Below are 19,338 nucleotides of genomic sequence, written 5' to 3'. Positions count from 1 at the left end.
TTGATACGGGCAACACCATCAACGATGGACTCCCTCAATGCGCATCGGGCGCACAACAAAACTCATCGGGAAGCAATGCGAACCGACTCAAAGAACAACAATAGACAACATAGGTAGTTCGCCATCGGATAACGTTGTCTTTGCTCTCGTTCCCAGGCACAAGTTCGCTTAGACCGAAGCTTTAATTCATATGTTATGGTACATTTTAGATGATGGCGTCGGCCTCGGCGTCCCTTGTTCGGTGACATTATGCGCCACAGTTCAATCAGTCAGCTCCGACCCCAACGGTTTGCGATGCGGTTCGGACTCTGCTCACCCTCCTCCGATAAAAGCATCTCTACGAGATGTATCGCACGCTTCGTCTCGCATATTTCGAGAGATTAAACAGGAGGAGGAATTCGCAACGCCGCAATTGACTCTGAAATTCTTGGTAAAGGAGGGTGAATACCATATTAGTACGTGTCGACCTGTCCCCATCGCTAACAGCGTTGTCGATCGTTCCATGAGTCGCGGGCTAAGCGTGGTCGCAGTATCAGCGTCTTTTTAATCAAATCGTCGCAGTTGAGCCCACTTGGGTTGGGCGGTGACGCATACAAGGAGGGATTGTAAATAGGCCACTACATCGATAACCTACGAATTGTCTCTGTTGGATTCATTACTGCAGGGGCCATTGCGTATGTGCTCACATTAATCGGTTTATCTGCCATCACTGTTAATGTGACATGTGTCTTAGTTTTTTTCATATGGGCCACAGTGGCACAACATTGGCCTTCAGTTCCCGGCCATTCATGGTTTGTGACACTCGGATCACCGTCAATTCCGCCGTCTTCTTCCGAGATGGTTCGCAGGCTTCTACGAACGGGAAGTGCTGATGCGTTACGTTGCGCACGGCATCCTGTCTTGGAAGCCACCCAACGTCTGGAACGGTGGATCTATCGGAATCTGCCATGGAGTGCCGGAGTCGGGTTAGGTGTCATCATCAATAGCCGCTGGCTCACCCAACACCAAGTGCCTGCAGGAACCGTATGGGGTCTGGTGACAATGGCCCTAGGGGTCGTGGTGCAAGTAACTTGGCAACTTTGGTTTCTCAACCGGGCGCGATACATTCGTCGCATTTGCGGCGCGTCCTAACTAAGAATTTTCACCGCCCCATATCCGTTTCGTTTTCAGCTAACGACACATGACGGGTACCCAAGCCTGAGTGACGACTATCAGCGAATACTGCGGAGTTCAAATGAAATAAAGCCTCTCATTTGTTCTCTGCGTAACCTGACAGGATTGGACTCGTCAGAACGTGTACGAAGGATATGAAGAATTCGGTCAGCTTTTGCAGGATTTGGCGCTAAGATGCCGAATGCTACTCAGGAACAATGAAAGTAGCGCTTTCATGACCGTCTCACGGCGAGAACAGATCAATAAGGGGAATAAATATCAAGATGAACATTTGGCCATTATTGGCATCAATGATTCGAAACTTTTTCATTCGGGTTATGCCGAAGATAAAGGCACAGGAAGATTCTTTATGGAACGATTCGTTTTCGCAGAAGACTGGTCATGTAGAGAATCCTTCTTCTTTGCAACGAAAGAAAGCACCCCTTCTCGCAGATGCTACGTTGTTAGCAGAACATGCAACTAATGATCTTGAGACATTTAAGCACGAATTGAGTATATTACTACCTCCCGATCGCCAGCCGACCCGTGAGCAATGGAACATGGTGCTTTCACAAGCAACCTCGACAGCCGTAATCGCGGGGGCTGGCTCGGGCAAAAGTACAACCTTAGCTCAGCGAATTTTGCTACTAAATCAGGGACTTGGTGTCCCACCCGAAGCCATCAAGGTTTTTTCGTTTACTAAGGCTTCGGCTGAGGATTTACAAAAAACGCTATTCAACTTGTATCGTCGCTGGGAGGCTAAGCACCCTCGTTCAACTAATCAAGCAGGCGCTATTAAGCAGGTAGTGAGTACCTTTCACAGTACAGCAAAAGCAGTTTATTATAATCTGACTGGAGTACAACCGCAGTTTTTTGAGTTTTTGGGAAAAAATTCAACTGATGCTTCTATCTTCATTAACCCGATGATATTACCCGACACTCAGCAAACAGCCGAACAACAAGACATTTTGAATAAGGCTCATATTCGGGCATGGGAAAAAGATCAGGACTATCGCGACGCTTTTTTGGTACTGGAATCCTTAGTTCCTGAGCTAGCCCTGCTAACAGCGAATGCTCCCACTGATGATCGAATCACGCAGGAGTGGGAAAAAATTGAGAAGTTGGAACCGCGTTATCATGAATTGCAACAATCTCCAGAAACCTATCAATGGACTGCAGTGCCCTCTGCACCCGTCTATGATGCTCAGGGATTTACCCATACGGATAAGTATCGAGCAGCGGTCGCCAACTTCCTTCAAAGTCCCGATGTGAATGTGGAATACGAAACTAACTCGCCTTTTAAGGTGCGTGCTCCAGATGGCGGGGAAATGCAAATGTGGGCTGCTTTTCGTATCGGAGACCTCTTTTTGCATGTGCAACGCTGTATTCCTGAAAAACGCGGGCCGTTTGCTCACCATGAGTGGATTCGCAAGCACCTCTTTGCCAGAGATATTCAGGCAGCCCAACACCGTCACAAGATTTTACGCCCAAAGGAAGATTTCGAAGTGCTCGATGGCGCAATCCCACGGTTAACTATGGCTGCACAACGGCGGTTGCGCAATTGGCTCGGAAAGGCACAACGATCGTCAGCGGTACAAGCCGCATTTGATGTCCAAATGCCGGGAATGTTACGTGCTCAGTTCTTGCCCCAATGGCTTTATACCGAGGGGCAATTCGTGGAATCGATGGGGCTTGAAGTGGAACAATTGTCGGATCATTGCTCGATTCTGGATGGTATCTCCTTATCGGATCCCATTGTCCTAACAGTTCGGCTCTTGATACCCTTTTGGCGAGCATTCCGCGAAGTTTTGCAAGAAGTATCTGCGGAAAACACCAACCAACCATTGTTGCGATTTCATGATGTTTTTTCGTATTTACGGAATCACGAAAAGCCTGGTGGTCCGGCTCTGACCCATTTGCTAATCGATGAATTTCAGGACATTTCACCCGAATTGTTGAATTGGATCCAAGCGGTAATCAAAAGTCAATCGGGATCTGCAACCGTCCTCTGTGTCGGCGATGATTGGCAAAGTATTTATGGGTGGCGTGGCAGCGATCCAGAGTTCCTCATTCATTATTCGAACTATCTCCGTGCCCCTACGATGCAAACAATTCAGTTAACCATGAACTTTCGTAGTCGTCAAATTATTATCGATAGTGGAGAAATATTGCTAAAAGATGTAAAGAATAAAACCAATAAACATGGAAAGAGTGCTATTCCTGAACCTCCACAACTTACGACGCATCCGGTCCGGCTCGACTCTCAATATGATTTGAACCACATGAAGCAAATATTAGTAAGTTTTAGCCATTTCGTTAACGGAATAATCGCTGATTATCAACAGGTAGCAGGTCATCCTTTGACGTCTTCCAATACCGTCGTCGAAGTACTCATCTTAGCTCGCACAAACAATTCCTTGGATAAATTTCAGACGCGCCTCTCTCAAATTCGAGTACAATTGACTAAACAGTTGGACCGTGAAGTTGACGTGAAAGCCTATACTTTTCATCGAGCTAAAGGGTTAGAAGCCGATTTTTCCCTCCTGGTGGATGATGTTACACCTCCACCATCGTACCCATTTCGAGACTTTATCTATAAGGCGAGTAATCATCCGCAAAATTATACAGAAGCACAGCGAGACGAAACGTACCGCCTGGGATATGTAGCCTTGACGAGAGCAAAATATGGGGTGTACTGGGTGGCCGATCCTAAACCCGACGGTGCGTTCCTGCGTCTCAAGCACTGGATGGAAGAGCAGGGACGAAAGAAAAAGCGTTCAAAAGTGTCACACTGAAGTACTCACTTTTCGCAGTGAGTCGTCGTTAATGCCCTCACTAACTTACCCTCCGCACGTGGTGAGAATAAAAAAATTATTTTTTCGCTGAGAGGAAAGATGTTATCAGATATGTCAACACTTTGATTTTGAGGAAAAATTGCGACCCTGAGCCAGGGTCAACCCCTGCAGGAACAACCCTTTTATGTCTGACACTAACTACCAATTCTATGGAGCGGAACTCCATTTCTTCGCCATGCGCACCTGCTCTGAGTGTCAGTATAGGGGCCGACCCGCAACGTCTCATGCCAAAGGCCACCAAAACGTGAAAACCGAACAGCGTAATCGATACCGCGTTCGAAATGATCGTACACCGCTTGAAACGAAGAAGCCTGGCCTAATCTTTCAAGAGATCGTTAACCTTTGTTAGGGCATTTCGTATGTCTTCGTCCAATTTGTTCGCCAATTTGTCTGCAGGAGGAAATTGCTCTTTTTTAATTAGTGCTGCTCGTAACGTTAACCGAAGGATTTCCATGGCCCTGTCAGCCGCATCACCTAATTGATTTCTTTTTTGACGAGTATCGCCATGCACGACAGACGAACGAAACTCATACAAGTTTTTAAGTGTTTGGAAGGTCTCGTTCACATTAGGAAAACCCGTCGCATACTTAGATAGGTAAAAAGCTGCACGCAAACTTAATTTATGAACAATTTCACCTTTGTCTCCTCCACCATACAACGCCTCCAACCCGATCCAGGCACTAAGAAGCCTATCTTTTACTTCCGATTGATCGGCAGCTTTGTTGTACCATCGCAATGCTATCCGCAGCCGGGAATCACGCTCGAGATGGCCCAGTGCAGAATAAATCCTATGAAGATCCGCTTCCTGTTCATTGTCCCACATTGCGTTTCCACTGTTTCCATAAGGCCCACGATATGGAGGGTGGACCACTCTTCCCGCCACCATGGGCACTGGCACGTCACTCATTACCGCTAACCACGAACTTGTAATCTTCGCGCCGAAAATGCATCGAAATGCCATTAGTACTCGTTGTATGCCACGGTCACAGCTGTCTACAGTAGGGTCACTGCAGTTACGGGGACGGTATTCGATTACGTGCTGAATGTGCACTAACTCATTTCGGGGAACAAGGGGAACCAAGATTGAGACTACCGGAAAACTCGGAAGTGGATTAAATAGCGCTTCAACATCTTCTCGAGTAACAGGACGCACGAGGGTCTCGGTGTCCAGTTGAAGGCGAAGCTCAGCCGGTAAATGAAGACCCCAAAGTGGCGCAAGGACATAAGACGGTAAACAACCCTCCGTCTGGAGCCATATAGTAAACGTTTCATCCACACGCTGTACCACCATTGCGACATCCACCTCTCCCCGAGGTCTAGGGGGAAATAGTGCGCGAGATAACAAGGGCTTGACCAGCCGACGATACACCCAGTCTTGACGTGGTACCGTCGGTTCTTAAGGCGGCATCAACCCTAGCCCTGGAGGTGCTGGCGGCCTTTGAGCCACCAACTTGCGAAGACGCAAATCTCGTTCTATGATGTTGGTGATTTCGGTGGCGAGGGGATGTCGACGCCACTCTTCTTGGCCTTTTTCCCCCAACCAAAAATCCCAGTTTGGAATTTCTATTGGCTTGGGTGTTATAGACATTGTGCGTTTCATTTCGCCATGAATGTCACGTTCCCAGATGTCATCTTGTAACATATGTGTAGCTGTAAAAGGCAAGTCTGAGGTTAAAGCCGTCCCAACTAAGTCGCCAGCCACATCACGCAGCTTCTGAGCTATTCCAACCATTGTCTCTCCCCTCCATACCGTGTTCAATTCAAGAGCGCCACAACGGGGAAGTACGTGGATAATGCCACCTAGTCTTACAGCAAATCCTCGTGTTCGTCGAGTCCGACACGTTGCGGCCTCAAGCTCTTCCGATAATCTTCCAGTTCCCAGTGCTCCATCGCTCAAACAACCATGGCTGTCCGGCTCACTTTGTCGTATCGGCCTTGGGTAAAAACGCGAATGGCCCAGGGATTCCATCCAACCGTTCGTCATCTGTGTGGTGACAGCAACCCAAAATTTTTAATGTAGATCCCAAGAGTCGGGATGATTTTGCTCTTGATAGCCATCAAAAACCGATTCGAATGTCACACGATTCCCGAATGTCAATGAAGAGGGATACATGTCTGTAATTTGCGCCCTTTCGTTGGCAGATCGTCTACATCAGGCACGGCTCTTTCCTCCATCATTTCCACGCCCTGTGTTAGTAAAGTCGTCACCTCTCTATCCCAATTTAATGTTGATCATCACTATTGCCTCCTCGTTGTTCCATTTTCGTCTTCCTGAACCTCTTTCACTTCTCCCCAAATCCTCCCAAATATTGTATCATTTCCAATATAATCGAATAATTCATCGAATGGCAGGAGATTCCAAAGCTCATGACTATGACACTCCAATACGTCGAATCCCACCTCAGATGGCACCCCTGACGAATGAGGCCCAAGCATCGATCAAGGGAGTCCAAGCAACGGACTGTTTCCTACCGTTTCTGCATTTCGGCGTCAGCTGGCGGAGCCCTTGGACGATCGGGCCAATGGACGGAGGCCATGACCGCGTTGGCGGAATCCATTGTGGAAAACCTGCAAAAGATGCGGGACATTTGAGTGGTAAGTCAAGAACGACGTCCAACGAGAAATGCAGAAGATTATTCGGAGGCAATTACAGTTCGTCGAAGTTGTAGAGTCCAGGACGTTGTGTCGATTGATAGGGAAGTTGATGGCATTGGCGCGGGTGAATTTTAAAAAAGAGGAGATCCTATGGATGACGAAGTGATCTTTCAATTGACCGAAAATCAGGAAGAGTGGTACTATTTCCGCCTCTCCCCTCGCGAAATCAAAGGACACGGCGGTAGTATGGCCCCGGCCCTTATCATATCGCCTAGGCTCTATCGGGAATCTCGTCAGGATCATAGCATCATTCCCAAATACGGATCAGAAGTCCGCGCTCTCGCAGTGTCGCTGTATCAGGATAATGACGGGTTTCCCTTAGTTACGTCTGGTTTGCAATATTTTAAAAACTCCTATTGTGTTCTCCCACTAAATCGACCGATGGTAGAGTTCTTGTCCCATCAGATTCAAATAATCCTCTCATTCGATGTATGGCTATCTCAGGACATTGATCCCGAAAACCTCATTCTGCTACGTACAAAAACACACCCCATCACACTTGACCAAACACATTGGCAAACACAAGTTCTTCCACAGCTTGGATATCCTGAGACTCGCATGGTACCCCTTTCACTCACTCTCCCCCGGCCTTCGACTTCTGATAACCCACTAGCCAGGGCAACATGGTCATCTAACATCAAACAATTTGAACAAGCAGTTAAGTTGTTCCGAACATGGCACTTTGAACCGACGGATCTCGTCCAGCAGCTGCGCCCCATCATCGAGAACACTTTAACCACATGGCTTCACATATGGAACCTCCCTATTCCATCCTCCGGGAAGAGTAACGACATGCTCCAAACGTTGAATAAGGCGTTACAACCCGATGATCTTCCAACAATGAAGCCATGTAACGCTCCCAACGGTATCATTCCTGTATCGACCCCGCATAAACGACTCTGTATAGTGTTGACCATGTTACACGACTTGCTGTCACTATCCAACATCGAGCATCATGCACACAGTCAAGGCACCTTCACAATGGCAGACGCTGAATCGTTGCTTTATATGACCACAGGCATTTTACGGTCCCTCCCGCAATTGTGGAAGGAATATCCTACACCACCGACTTCGCCCGTGGCGACATCATGACACCGGGATCATTGTCGTCAAGTGTTCATGTCGTGGTAATTAGCCCATGGGGGACTCCCTTTTTAAGTCTCATCGAAGCCATTGTAGGACACGGAGCAAATGTCGGTGCGACAGAATTTCGACGAAAATCCGATAAAAGAAAAAAGCCACAACGCAATTCTAAATGAATTCCTACGCCGCCTGCTATCGAACAATATCTTTCCTCATCAATGAACTTGCCCGGTGATGGGACCTCTTAGGCGCCTAAATGCCGCAATGATTTGTAAACCGACTCCTGAGTGGATAAAAAATGCAGCAGTTTTTGCACAAACATATTATCAATATTCTTTAGATCCTACGGCAGAAAGGCTGCCAAAGGAAAAATCCGGACCTTTTGGATCGAATCAAAGAATTTAGCGATGTACGTTTCTTCCCGCCCTCTCTACGGAAACGAAAGGAAAGCGCTCCAAGAAAGTCGCATCCCCCTAACTGAAAACTTCCGAAAAACATACAGCGAGTGGAAAACGAACATGCGAAACACTGTGGGGATGCATAGGGTTGAATCGTATAGTCCCATTACCACCCCAACTCCGCCCCATGATCCCACCACCTCTACTTCTGCGGCAGAAGGCTCCGGACCGCCGCCCAAAATTCCCGACAATGATGCGGATAACTGCGATGCGTCAACTCGTGAACAATGACATAATCTATCACCGAGAGAGGAACCTGCACCAGACGCCAATTCAGCGCGATCAGTCCATCTGCGTGACAAAATCCCCGGCGCGTCTTGTACTCTGGCGGTTTAACCCCCAATATCCAGACAAATCGTCTGATCGCAAGCTCACGATGACAACGAGATGGAATCTATTGCCATAATCATGGAGGTGGGGAGCTTCCTGCACTCGCGACGCGGACGATACCGTCTGGAGCGATCGGGCGTCCCAAGTGTGCTATGCCGTGGCGTCGCAGCGCTTGCAACGCGTGCAGGCGGCACAGGACCGGGCGGCGACGTTTGTCGTCATCACCAATCTGCCAACCACTGCCTGTGATGCCCATCAAATGCTCGAAGAACCCACAGGCCAGACGGTCATCGCACACCGTTTTCGCTTTGTAAAAAGATCCGGTCTTTGGGGATGCGCTCTCGGGACACAAGCCGGAACGGTTGGAGGCCTTGGGTTATATGCTCTGGCTGGCCGCTTGGGTGCTCAGCCTCATCGAACGCCGGGCCCGGGCAGGCCCCGTCCCTCCACGCCGACCCGTGGTCTATTAGCTCGGGCCACCGGGCCGGAGGTGTGACATCCTCTGCGCGGATGGGTTGTCATGCCCCTGGATGTCCAGACCCATCCACTCGTTGTCCCGGCGGTTCATACCCAGTCGGTGGCGGCCATGTGGGCCGCATGGGGTTTCACGGACGCGATGACCACGCCAGTGCCGTCGTGACTCTCGGGATAAATTCCACGGCGTTCACCCAGCACGTGCGGAAGAGGAGACTTATCGTTTGTGCAGGTGTTTTCGTTTCCTCTTACAACCGACTCGTTTGAAATATCATAATCTTGAGCGACTTGCAAAGGCGAGAGTTTGCCCTCTGGATTCCTTCAAGAAGGGAAGTAAAGGGCAATGCCAAGTCTAGCGATTACGGTTAGTACACATCACTCGCTACCCACGACAGTCGTACTGGGATGTTGTCTGGTGCGCTATCTTGACCGTCGCCGCAAACTGCTTCGGCACTGGAGGTCTTGCCGGGATCTCGGCCGACATAAGCGAGCTGGGTATCGCCGAACGAACCGAATAGCAACTGGATGGTAAACGGGATACGCCGGATCACCTTGATCTTCCCGGCGTTGAGCAGTAGTCGGGCCTTGCGCGGATGGGTCAGCATCAGAAGCCGACCGTCTTTATTCACCACGTGGACGAACACAACGTCTACCTCCTTGTGGAGTGTTTGTGCCTTCGCCAATGTTGGGAAGGCTTACTGAGTCCGAAACACCGCCGCGTCCCCGCAGAGCTTTTAATTCCGGACGGCCGTCAACTACGGGTTAGGGCTACGCCCGTCGACTCCGTGACCTTCCCAACGGAGACCGCTCGCTCTTGAGATCTCGCCGGCCGAGGCTAGACAACGCGAGCTTGGAGAATTTTTTCAAATCCGGTCTTCTGGCCGGGGACCGTTGACCTTTACGGCATGTGCTACATAGTTACGCTGTTTCGCGGTAAACTGCCGCTCCCACCGCACCACAAAGGGGGACAAACTCGGGGCCCAATACCACCGCACGGGCACGGGCGGATCCACCGTTTGGGGCACGTTCACCGGAAAATGCTCCGAACACTGGCTCCAGCGGGTGGTTTTGTCGGGCACGGGCGGGACACCCGTGATTTCACTGAGCACCGTGACCGTATCGCCTCCAGGTCGACGGATCCGACCAATCCAGATGCCTGGTTTTGCTTGCCGGGTGGGATAGGGCAGAATCATCCACGCCTCTAAAAGACCTTCTTCCCACTGGCGTCGCCGTTTCCAGACGATGACAACGATCATCGAAAAAATAAAACCCAGGATAGGTGCCAAACCAACCGTAAATACAAACTGTGCCGTCTGAGCCACGCTCTCTCCCCAAACGCGGGCGAACGCTTGCTGCGCCCCGATCACGACGACGATAAGCAATCCGAGACCGTAAAGCACAAATAGACCAGACAGCCCCATCATAAAAAGAAAGCCCGCGGCGCCAAACACAGAATCCGTCATCCAGCGTCCGATACCCCAATGCGATCCGGTGCCGTCAAAGGGCCACGGGCTCCGTACGCGAACCTCGTGAAAGGTCTTCTGGAAAGTCCTTAGAACGGGTGTGGCCAACAGCACAATGATGAGGGCCCAAATAATTGCCGAAATAACCGGATCGCTCATGTGTTATATTATCCTCCTTGTTTGAATCCCAGTATCGTAGGAATTGTCGTGGTCATATCATGGAGCCATGACGACACTGGCAACATCCACGGAACTGCAGCCAGAGAATAATGGCCGATAAAAATGTTGGATGCATAGCTAGCCATATTCTGCTCGGCACCGAGTTGCGTGAGACCTTTAGCCAAGAAGCCACTTAGTCCGCCAAAACCGAAACTATAAATGAAGTCAGTACCCACAGAATTGACCGAATATCCTTGTCCCCCAGCTAATTGACCAACAAGGCTTGTGGAAAATGTGATGCCACTGGAAGCTAAAATATTGCCCACCTGACCCAAGTCGAGGGAGACCGATCCGATCTCGCCTCCAAAAACGCCACTGACCCCTCCGCCAAAAGTATCCACAAGTACAGTGCCCACCTTTTGACCAATGGACATATTGTTAGGCACGACAAAGGCCGTGAGGAGCCCACTCGCCAGTCCTAGTCCCGCTCCAATAATGGCTCCCGGTATGCCCTCGTGCCCTGAGGGATCCGTTAATACAGTAGGCGCGTTTCCCGCATAACTATACGATGGGCTGACAAATTGGCCATCAGGGCTGAGATATTGCCCCAATTCTGGTAAATAGAAGCGTGACCCGACGTGGTCAATAACAATCCCCTCGGCTCCTCCCACATTATACTGACTATATCCCCCATAGCCGTAAGTCAACGGTATCGGAGCACCTGTGGGTGTCTGGAACATTCCAAAGGCGTCATACGTCTGAAGGGGTCCCAACTCACCTCCGGGATTCACTGTACTCAATACTGAACCGTCCGGTAGGCTCGTCCAACCAAGGGTCTTGTGGTTCTGTGTTGCGGTTAAGCGAGTCGCCCCCAACGCATAATCCACGAATCCCGACGAGCTCTGTGCCGACACCGTCGGCACAACTGTCCCCATGGGCACCCGAAGCAACTGCCATGAATTGGATGAACCGGATCCGGTACTCTGTCCGGTCAGCCATCCCAGTCCATTATACTGAAACGTCGTTGTATAGCGACCACTAGTCGCACGAATAAGGTTGCCCATGGTGCTATAAGTGAACTCCGTTGAAGGTCTTTTGGAAGCGACGACTTTGACAAGATCCCCCGCGCTATTGTACTGAAGTTGGGTTGTTTGCCTCTCATCATTCCCCAAACTCGTCGTTGCTTGGATAATAGCGCCATTGGCGTTGTACTTGTACTGTGTTGTCCTTTTTGGCCCGTCTTGGGTAAGCGTCAAACCATTCCCACCTTGACGGAGAAATAGTTTATGCAAGAGCGTTTTCAGTGACCGCGGTGGGGCTGCTGTGACGTGAGTCGATAACACGTGAGCGGTTCCGAGAGCCATCGGCTCTCGGGAGCGCATTCATTCGCCATATCCGTGGTGGTGCTGGCGCGAAGAGCGAGGAGGTGCACGTCGTCACAAAATCCCCACCTGGCGGTGGGGATTTTATCGATCCGAAACGGGATGGCGGCGAGGGGCTTTAAGCGAATCCGGCAACGCCGGAGACCAGGGCCACAAATCATCCCAGATGGTCGGGTCTTTGAGATTACGCTGGGGCAACTGTTCCAATACATATTGCAAATAGGCACGAGGATTCAACCCATTTTCTTTGGCCGTTTCCACGATGCTGTAGATGATGGCACTCGCCCGAGCGCCGCGGGCGGTGTTGGCAAATTGCCAATTCTTGCGACCAATTACAAAGGGCTTAATGCTACGCTCACTGCGATTGTTATCGATCGCTAACCGCCCGTCGCGAAGAAAATTCGTTAACGCATCCCACTGGTTCAGGCAATAGGACACGGCCTGCCCTAACCCACTTTTGGGCAGCACAATCTGGCGCTGGGCGCGCAACCACCACAGGAATCGGGCCAATACGGGTCGGCTCCGCGCCCGTCGGGCGCGCTGGCGTTCCTCCGGGGAAGCATTTCGCAGGTCGCGTTCAATCGCAAACAATTGGTTGCAAAATTCGAGGCCGTCGCGGACTAAATGGGGTCCATCGCGTTGGGCCGCAGGCAAGGATTTCAACGCCTCCATGAACTTGCGCCGGGCATGGCTCCAACATCCCACCAACACCACATCGGGAATGTCATGATACCCGCTGTACCCATCCACCTGGAGGTATCCTCGAAATCCTGCTAAAAATGCTTTCGGATGATCTCCGCTGCGGGAAGGCTGATAGTCATACAAGACAATCGCGGGCGTTTCGCTTCCGGTTCGATAGAGCCACATATACGATTTCTGCTGGGCGGCCCGGCCGTCTTCGTGTAAGACTTGCACGGTGGTTTCATCCGCTTGCAGAATGTCGCGTCGCCACAACGCCCTCTGGAGTTGCGTATACAAGGGTTGGAACCATTCATGCGCGGCATAGATGACCCAGTTCGCTAAGGTTTGGCGTGACAACGGCACGCCAAGGCGTGCCCACTCTTGTTCTTGGCGATACAAGGGGAGACTCTCGGTGAACTTTTGGTGCAACACCTCGGCGAGCAAGGAGGGGGAGGCCAAACTTCCGGGATACACGGGTCGCGGCATCGGCGCCGTCTTGATCGGGGTCGTGAGCGCCTCGCGCTCACATTGCCGGCAACTATAGACCAGTTGCTCGTGTTCAATCACTTTGACTTGAGCCGGAATGATTTCCAGTTCGCGTCGAACCTCACTGCTCATTACGTGGAGGGGACCGTGACAGCTGTCACAGGACTGCTCGGCATCGGGTAATCTATAGACGCGGCGTTCAACCGGCAAATGCTTTAGCTGCGCGTCCCGTTGGCCGGCCATCCTTTTCTTCCGTTCATCCGTAAGGGTTTCGGTCGCGGGTCCGATCGGCTGGGTGGCTTCCGCCTCCGCTTCGTTAAAGAGTTGCCACGGCTGAACATCGGACCGTTCGGCGGAGGCTGCGAAACGACGTTGAACCGCCAAGCGCAGTTGGCTTTCGTACCACTCCACTTTAGCGGTTCGTACTGGTATTTGTTGTTCGAGATGGGCCACTTGAGTGGCCCATTCTCGGGATGATCGTTCCGGAATAGCCGTCATACTTTATAATTTCGCCATCGAGGGCTCGAATTCCTTTATGGGATCAAAAATTTTCCATTCAGACAATGCGTCGCCCGCGTAGCGGGCGATGGGCTTCCGGTTGATCGAGCGCCAAACCGTCCAATAGCCATTGCCATGGCCGTAACGTGATGCTCTGCGTGGCCGTGTCTCCTCGCGTTGGCCATTGGATATGCCCGTATTCCAAACGCCGATCGTGTAGCCAAAAACCCGCCTCATCCCATTCCAAAATTTTGAGCTGGGTGCGATCGCGATGACAGAAGACAAAGAGGGCCGACGAACACGGGTCGAGCTGGAAGGTCAGTTGGTCCCAATGCCGCCAAGGCCTCGAGGGATTTGCGCAAATCCGTGGGCCCACAGGCGAGATAGACGGGGCGTCCCGTTGCTACCGTGAGCATGTGGCCAGCACCTGCACGATGCGTGGGAGCATCTCGGGATGAAAGGCGGGAGGCCCCATAATGGTGACTGGACCGACCCGGATCTCGAGCACCGTGGTGGGGTCAGTGGCAGAAGGCGTTTTCATGACAAGCCAACCGGTCTCCGACGCGCACGCGTCGGTTTCTGGAAATTTTCGATTCCAATAGCGTAGTTGTTTCACGTTGAGTCCACGGGGGCCACACCATTGGGGTCCGCTGAGTCCGCTGGCCCGAAACTCTTGCACTCGCGTGTACCAGATGTCTTTGAGGGTTTCACGTTCCTGAGCTGTCATGAGGATTCCACTCCTTTGGGAGATGTTGCACCCAGTATACGGCCCCTTCCCCGTCAGCGAAATGTGGGTCAAGTTTGACGCTTACAAATTAACCCGGCGCAACGGGTCAAAATAAATACGGCGTTGGCAATGGCGAGCACTAGTACAACGGCTCCACTCCATCGCAACCCGCGCTGGATCCACCGCTGTAGGGATTTTGCCCCTCTAACACAGAGTGTCCCGTGCGCCGCCGCTCATCGGGCCCGCCGGTTCGCAAAGGCTGACGGACGGCGACTGGGCACGACCGCGGAATTGAGGGTGTACTTAATGCGACAACCCACGGTCGGCCTGGAATATGCGGTGGGAACCGGGTCGCGCCAGCCCAGATGAAAAAAATCGCGAGACACTCCACGCTAGCTCCGGCTGAAGAGACGCCTGCCACCGCCCCAGCCACCATGAAGCCAATGCCCACGAGCCACAGGCCGTCGATATATGCTTCCATGTCATTCCACTCCTTGTTCGGCAACAGCTGAGCCCGTTGTTAGAATGCTAAGATCACAACCGCGACAGCCAGCCAGCTTACGCGATACCCCGGATCTTACAATCGGCCTCCGACCTTATTTGAGAGGCTGGCAGATCCACCCACTCGATCACCGAAAGGCCGCCCGATTTTTTAGTGTTTTATTCATCAATAGTTAATCGATATGGATTTGTCTTCTGCAAGAACCACACCATAACTCCAAACGTTGTTGCCACACTCACGCCAACAACAATTCCGAAAGAGGTGCCCCCTACAAGAACGGTACTGGCTGTCAGTTGGGGAATTGCTCCGTGAATGCCCAGCCAAACTAATCCCATGCTTATACCCAGTCCCCATCCAATGGCCCCTTGCACGCCCGCTACTGTTATTTCTCGGATAAACACGGATGACCATAGGGCACCAAAGCCAAGCGCTACCCCAATATACCGTCGATACCGCGCAACATCAACCCATGTGGCCAAGCTATTGTATAGGGACAACAGCCCAAAGATGCTAACTTGTTGCGTGCGGTCATAATCATGAAAAAGACCGGTTAGCACATTAAAAGCTGACAGGATGTTTGAATTGGAAATTACGGTAAACGATGCGTGCGGTATTCCTTCGTAAATTGCCGTATACGCCTTCAGAATAGCTGGCACACTTCGTGCAAGTTGCGGCACATCCTGTGACCTACGAGCAATAACGCCCCAAGCCGTCACTGAATTCAAAGGCCCCCAGCGAGCGGCGGCCTCCCATGGCACGTACGCCACCGGGGCATTCGATAACGCTAAGGTTCCCGAGCTCGCTACCCCCAAAACCGTCAAAGGCATTCCAGCTACATCAATAGCTTGAGGGTGTTTAACTTCCTTTGACCAATGTAACGCCTGTATTGCGGCTGGATTAAGCACTACGACCGGTTGCTGTGTCCCCTTCGTCCACCAGTGGCCCCATCGCCATTGGAGGGGAGCCAGTTGAGGATAGCGGGATCCAGTGGCGACCACGGTTAAGGTGACCACATGACTAGAAGTCGACTCCGCGACGCGCGAGGATACGATTAAGGGCACGGTCGCGGCCACGGAGGAAGCATGGGTGAGAATCCACTGGTCCATCCCCCACTGTAAGGTATTGGGCGGACGGTTGGGCATAATATATAGACTGCGGATTCCTAACGATCCCAAGCGAACCTGGAATTGATTGGCCAGAAAAAGCGTGCGTCCCATGGAAATAGTGAGAATAATGGTCGCTAACCCTAATCCGGCTATGCGCCCCCACAGCGAAACCGCCGAGTACGGGCGATACCCCCACCGTGCTTTCATGTCAACATCCCATCAACAAGCTTCATCGTGCGTGTGGCCAATTCCTCATCCATGGTCAAATGGCTAATAAGAACCACACTCCTGCTCCCCACGGCGAATGTCCGAAAAATTTCGCGAATCCTTTCCACCATCTGCGCATCCAACGATCGGGTCGGTTCGTCCGCGATTAAAATTTCCGGTTGACAGGCTAGGGCCCGCGCCAAGGCCAATCGCTGTTGTTGACCACCCGATAGTGTCCCAGCGAGTTGGTCCCGAAAATGAATGAGGCCCACGGCATCCAACATTTCCCACGTGCGTTGAAGCCGTTCGATGGGTTGGAGCATTTGCCACCGGAGAATGTTGTAGATATTTCCCCACACTGTTTCTCCCGGCAATAAGGCCAGATGCTGCGGAACCAGGACAATGCGCCGCCTGGTCAAAGCAGGCTGGGAGCCACAGAACCGTATAGGTTTGCCGTTTATTAAAATCTGGCCGGTATCGGGTGGATCCCATAATGCTAACAAGCGCGCCAAGGTGGACTTCCCACTACCGGAAACCCCAAGAATGAGAATAATTTCACCAGGATAAATTGTGAAATTGACATCGCCTAAAACCGGACGACGGCGTCCATCTGGCAGCTGATATGATTTCCAGCATGCCACTAATTGGAGGAGAGGTTGGTTAGGATGCATGACCGACTCCTCCGATGGCAATGCGAGTCCCGGGAGTCAGTCCGGACACGGCCATGCGCCATGCGGACGTTCCTAGTACGTCGACCCGGCGAAATTGCCAACGGCCATGATACCACACATACACTCCCCCCTGCCCGTGAAGGAGACGATAGGCCGTGTTAGGAATAATAACCGCATGGCGCCACTGGCGCGTTACCACGGCGAACGTCTGGGCGACGCCCCAGAGTGTAGGGAAAGTGTGATTCAATCGGGTCGCATAGACCCAATATCCCTGAGTTCCTTGGTAGGTCACCGGCGACGCCACCACCACCCGAACGACACCTATGGCCCGACCATCCTTCAGAAGAGAGTCTCCGGGATGAATCGATGACACTTGACCGGCTGGCACAAAGCCTTGCCAGGCCAGAGATGGGGGCTGAAGTGGCTGGAGTTGGCCCAGCGATTCGCCGGCGGAGACATACGTGCCACTTGGGGTCGCTGTCGTGACCAACGCACGTTCTGGGCTCGTCAACGGTGCCGACTCGGCCTTGAGGGCCTGCCATGCCGCATAATCGGCGTCGGCTTGGTCAGCCGCTTCTTGAGCGGTCTGTTGCGCGGCCACGACGGTTGGATCAGAAGATGGGTCAGATGAAGCAGCATGCCGGGCGATCTGAACCTGGGCTTGTGCGGCAGCCGATTGAGCGATGGCGGCTTGCCACGTTAGATAGGCTTGTTGAAGCTCAGCCGAAAGTCCAGGCGGATTGACGCGAACTAAAGACTGGCCCCGTTTCACGATTGATCCTAGTCCAATTCCGGGCATCCATTGGACGACCCCGGATTGTGGCGCAGTTAGGGCCACGGTCGGAGCAGCTCGCCACCAACCCACGACAGCAACAGTGGCCTGTAGCGCGCCCTGAATCGCTACGGTTGAAGAAACAGCTGATGAGCTACCAGGCCCCTTCCTGGGCCACGTTACAATTAAACCCACTGCAATCAGTCCGATGCCCACGGTCACACTCAACCCATACCATAATCCGTGAGTGCGCCGTATCACTAATCCCTGCTCCATCATTCAGCCCCTCTTCAAAAGTCGAATAAGCGATAGACAGAGGGACGGGCGATTTGCCAGGCCACATACTTCTGGTAAAGGCTATGAGAGGCACTCGTCACATAATTGACCAAAAATACGACGCTAAGTAAAGGAGCCAGATAAGGAGCATGATCACCCCCTAAACCAACTAATAAGGCCACGACCAAAATCCCTAACAATGATGTTTGACTGACAGCTGACGACACGGGAATCCCCCACAGTGTTTGCCGATAAACCGCCTGAATCAGGTTGTCCCACGCATGCATAAGGGCATCCAGCGACGTGCCGTCCCAGAACCGTCGTAATTCGTTGTTTAGCCGAGCTGAACGCAAGCGGATTTGATAAAGATAATCCCGAACCCGTAAGACAAAGGGCGTAAGGCCCGTAAGCAACAAAATCATGAGACCGATGAGAACCAATACCAGCCCGATGTGATGACGTCCCAAGTAACCCACGGCCCCTATCCAAATCACCACGGTGTATGGCAAATCTCGAGCCAAGCCTAAAACTACACCAACGAGACTTTGAATGTCCTGAAACCGAGTATATCCATCCCCCAACGTATAAAATCGCTTATTAATTCGCTCAAAAACCGGTTCAATCTGATGGACAAGCGCGTAGCTCAAGTCCCGTTGAGAACGTGCATAAGCCCATGACGTAGTGGCAGATAAGCCCATGTCCACTAGGATAAACGCTGCCGTGAGCAACGCTAACAGATGCAATCGGGAAAGATAATACGGAAAAATCATAGAAAAGAAAGCATTGGATATGCCCAAGAGGGTCGCGGGCACTGCAACAATGCCGATGGCCCCGCTCCTGCCGCGAAAGAGTTCGCGGGCAATCTTGGCCGCAGAAATTGGTCGGGTCTTATAAACCGCCTGCCGCGGGACGTGCGGTCGAGGTCGGAGAACTATCGTGATGCCGTCCCAGTGTTGGAGTAAGGCCGAGAGAGACAAGGTTGACACGCCAACGCCCGGATCGCCGACTGTTACACCGTTCTCATGAACATGCCAGACGACCACAAAATGTGCTTGTTGCGAAAAAAATGCAATAAACGGGGTAAGATCGGCCTCAATTCGCGGCAATGACTGGCGGCCTATGGAGACGTCGAAAATATCAGACAATCCCTCAGAAAAATATTTCAGTAGTGTACCGCGGTCAGGATCGGTTACCAGTCGCCGTCTAAGTTCATCGAGCGAAATCGAAATTCCATAATATTCCGCTATTGCTAACACACAAGCTGGTGCACAATCGTTGGACGCCAATTGAAAATGAAAAGGAACATCCGAAAGGCGAATCATGGATTTCTTTGCTAACCCCATCTTAAATCCTCCAAACTATTGAGTAAGCACATACTGGTGCTACGACTCGAAGCAATGG

At 51.8% G+C, this 19,338-nt stretch carries 18 protein-coding genes; 4 read left to right on the top strand and 14 right to left on the bottom strand.

What is annotated here, in order from left to right; genetic code table 11:
• Positions 1-678: 678 nt before the first annotated feature.
• Both AOA63_RS02765 and AOA63_RS02760 read left to right on the top strand, forming a co-directional pair.
• The gene (locus tag AOA63_RS02765; protein WP_053958285.1) at positions 679-1,131 is read left to right on the top strand and encodes a hypothetical protein; all 453 of its coding nucleotides are present in this window, start codon (positions 679-681) and stop codon (positions 1,129-1,131) included.
• A 305-nt stretch (positions 1,132-1,436) separates the two neighbouring features.
• On the top strand, positions 1,437-3,947 hold the full coding sequence (locus tag AOA63_RS02760) for a UvrD-helicase domain-containing protein (protein ID WP_053958284.1): 2,511 nt from the start codon (positions 1,437-1,439) through the stop codon (positions 3,945-3,947).
• 376 nt (positions 3,948-4,323) lie between these two features.
• Here the strand turns inward: AOA63_RS02760 and AOA63_RS02755 are convergent, their stop codons facing one another.
• Both AOA63_RS02755 and AOA63_RS02750 read right to left on the bottom strand, forming a co-directional pair.
• Positions 4,324-5,298, bottom strand: a complete 975-nt coding sequence (locus tag AOA63_RS02755; protein WP_053958283.1) for a HEPN domain-containing protein — start codon at positions 5,296-5,298, stop codon at positions 4,324-4,326.
• Positions 5,299-5,403: 105 nt separating this feature from the next.
• A complete protein-coding gene (locus AOA63_RS02750; RefSeq protein ID WP_053958282.1) occupies positions 5,404-5,739 on the bottom strand; it encodes a hypothetical protein in 336 nt (111 codons plus the stop codon).
• A 1,013-nt stretch (positions 5,740-6,752) separates the two neighbouring features.
• Here AOA63_RS02750 and AOA63_RS02745 point away from each other — a divergent pair.
• On the top strand, positions 6,753-7,754 hold the full coding sequence (locus AOA63_RS02745) for a hypothetical protein (protein WP_053958281.1): 1,002 nt from the start codon (positions 6,753-6,755) through the stop codon (positions 7,752-7,754).
• Between the two features lie 591 nt (positions 7,755-8,345).
• On the opposite strand, the gene AOA63_RS20530 is transcribed toward AOA63_RS02745, so the two are convergent.
• Complete coding sequence (locus AOA63_RS20530) at positions 8,346-8,546, bottom strand: M48 metallopeptidase family protein (RefSeq protein WP_431607692.1); 201 nt, start codon at positions 8,544-8,546, stop codon at positions 8,346-8,348.
• A 144-nt stretch (positions 8,547-8,690) separates the two neighbouring features.
• On the opposite strand from AOA63_RS20530, the gene AOA63_RS02740 reads away from it, so the two are divergent.
• Positions 8,691-9,029: a hypothetical protein gene (locus AOA63_RS02740; protein WP_139061477.1), complete on the top strand. Its 339-nt coding sequence runs from the start codon at positions 8,691-8,693 to the stop codon at positions 9,027-9,029.
• A gap of 343 nt (positions 9,030-9,372) precedes the next feature.
• Here the strand turns inward: AOA63_RS02740 and AOA63_RS02735 are convergent, their stop codons facing one another.
• The 11 genes from AOA63_RS02735 to AOA63_RS02685 all read right to left on the bottom strand — a co-directional run bounded on the left by AOA63_RS02735 (position 9,373) and on the right by AOA63_RS02685 (position 19,280).
• The gene (locus tag AOA63_RS02735) at positions 9,373-9,651 is read right to left on the bottom strand and encodes an RRXRR domain-containing protein (RefSeq protein ID WP_053958279.1); all 279 of its coding nucleotides are present in this window, start codon (positions 9,649-9,651) and stop codon (positions 9,373-9,375) included.
• A 219-nt stretch (positions 9,652-9,870) separates the two neighbouring features.
• Positions 9,871-10,629: a hypothetical protein gene (locus AOA63_RS02730; protein ID WP_053958278.1), complete on the bottom strand. Its 759-nt coding sequence runs from the start codon at positions 10,627-10,629 to the stop codon at positions 9,871-9,873.
• A gap of 8 nt (positions 10,630-10,637) precedes the next feature.
• The gene (locus AOA63_RS02725) at positions 10,638-11,993 is read right to left on the bottom strand and encodes an RHS repeat domain-containing protein (RefSeq protein WP_139061476.1); all 1,356 of its coding nucleotides are present in this window, start codon (positions 11,991-11,993) and stop codon (positions 10,638-10,640) included.
• Positions 11,994-12,095: 102 nt separating this feature from the next.
• Positions 12,096-13,676 carry an IS66 family transposase gene (tnpC, locus tag AOA63_RS02720; protein WP_053958276.1) on the bottom strand — a complete coding sequence of 527 codons (1,581 nt, stop codon included), beginning with the start codon at positions 13,674-13,676 and terminating at the stop codon, positions 12,096-12,098.
• A 58-nt stretch (positions 13,677-13,734) separates the two neighbouring features.
• Positions 13,735-14,052 (bottom strand): IS66 family insertion sequence element accessory protein TnpB, encoded by a 318-nt coding sequence (gene tnpB, locus AOA63_RS02715; protein ID WP_171822594.1) that lies wholly within the window; start codon positions 14,050-14,052, stop codon positions 13,735-13,737.
• A 27-nt stretch (positions 14,053-14,079) separates the two neighbouring features.
• Entirely contained in the window at positions 14,080-14,403 is a 324-nt protein-coding gene (tnpA, locus tag AOA63_RS02710; RefSeq protein ID WP_053958275.1) for an IS66 family insertion sequence element accessory protein TnpA, read from the bottom strand.
• 139 nt (positions 14,404-14,542) lie between these two features.
• A complete protein-coding gene (locus AOA63_RS02705; protein ID WP_053958274.1) occupies positions 14,543-14,884 on the bottom strand; it encodes a hypothetical protein in 342 nt (113 codons plus the stop codon).
• A gap of 179 nt (positions 14,885-15,063) precedes the next feature.
• The gene (locus AOA63_RS02700) at positions 15,064-16,218 is read right to left on the bottom strand and encodes an ABC transporter permease (protein ID WP_053958273.1); all 1,155 of its coding nucleotides are present in this window, start codon (positions 16,216-16,218) and stop codon (positions 15,064-15,066) included.
• The gene (locus AOA63_RS02695; protein WP_053958272.1) at positions 16,215-16,889 is read right to left on the bottom strand and encodes an ABC transporter ATP-binding protein; all 675 of its coding nucleotides are present in this window, start codon (positions 16,887-16,889) and stop codon (positions 16,215-16,217) included. The genes AOA63_RS02700 and AOA63_RS02695 overlap by 4 nt, the downstream gene beginning before the upstream one ends.
• Positions 16,879-17,940 carry a hypothetical protein gene (locus tag AOA63_RS02690; RefSeq protein ID WP_053958271.1) on the bottom strand — a complete coding sequence of 354 codons (1,062 nt, stop codon included), beginning with the start codon at positions 17,938-17,940 and terminating at the stop codon, positions 16,879-16,881. Before AOA63_RS02690 ends, AOA63_RS02695 begins: the two co-directional genes overlap by 11 nt.
• A gap of 11 nt (positions 17,941-17,951) precedes the next feature.
• Entirely contained in the window at positions 17,952-19,280 is a 1,329-nt protein-coding gene (locus AOA63_RS02685; protein WP_053958270.1) for a cysteine peptidase family C39 domain-containing protein, read from the bottom strand.
• Positions 19,281-19,338 lie beyond the last annotated feature (58 nt).

The sequence above is a fragment of the Sulfobacillus thermosulfidooxidans genome, assembly GCF_001280565.1.
Taxonomy (GTDB): Bacteria; Bacillota; Sulfobacillia; order Sulfobacillales; family Sulfobacillaceae; genus Sulfobacillus; species Sulfobacillus thermosulfidooxidans_A.
This window is presented reverse-complemented; position numbering and strand designations above follow the sequence as displayed.

Excerpts from the sequence above, each read along its gene's own strand:
- AOA63_RS02760 (WP_053958284.1), top strand. The coding sequence starts at position 1,437 with ATGAACATTTGGCCATTATTGGCATCAATGATTCGAAACTTTTTCATT.
- AOA63_RS02755 (WP_053958283.1), bottom strand. The coding sequence starts at position 5,298 with ATGGTGGTACAGCGTGTGGATGAAACGTTTACTATATGGCTCCAGACG.
- AOA63_RS02750 (WP_053958282.1), bottom strand. The coding sequence starts at position 5,739 with ATGGTTGGAATAGCTCAGAAGCTGCGTGATGTGGCTGGCGACTTAGTT.
- AOA63_RS02745 (WP_053958281.1), top strand. The coding sequence starts at position 6,753 with ATGGATGACGAAGTGATCTTTCAATTGACCGAAAATCAGGAAGAGTGG.
- AOA63_RS02730 (WP_053958278.1), bottom strand. The coding sequence starts at position 10,629 with ATGAGCGATCCGGTTATTTCGGCAATTATTTGGGCCCTCATCATTGTG.
- AOA63_RS02725 (WP_139061476.1), bottom strand. The coding sequence starts at position 11,993 with ATGGCTCTCGGAACCGCTCACGTGTTATCGACTCACGTCACAGCAGCC.
- tnpC (WP_053958276.1), bottom strand. The coding sequence starts at position 13,676 with ATGACGGCTATTCCGGAACGATCATCCCGAGAATGGGCCACTCAAGTG.
- tnpA (WP_053958275.1), bottom strand. The coding sequence starts at position 14,403 with ATGACAGCTCAGGAACGTGAAACCCTCAAAGACATCTGGTACACGCGA.
- AOA63_RS02705 (WP_053958274.1), bottom strand. The coding sequence starts at position 14,884 with ATGGAAGCATATATCGACGGCCTGTGGCTCGTGGGCATTGGCTTCATG.
- AOA63_RS02700 (WP_053958273.1), bottom strand. The coding sequence starts at position 16,218 with ATGAAAGCACGGTGGGGGTATCGCCCGTACTCGGCGGTTTCGCTGTGG.
- AOA63_RS02695 (WP_053958272.1), bottom strand. The coding sequence starts at position 16,889 with ATGCATCCTAACCAACCTCTCCTCCAATTAGTGGCATGCTGGAAATCA.
- AOA63_RS02690 (WP_053958271.1), bottom strand. The coding sequence starts at position 17,940 with ATGATGGAGCAGGGATTAGTGATACGGCGCACTCACGGATTATGGTAT.
- AOA63_RS02685 (WP_053958270.1), bottom strand. The coding sequence starts at position 19,280 with ATGGGGTTAGCAAAGAAATCCATGATTCGCCTTTCGGATGTTCCTTTT.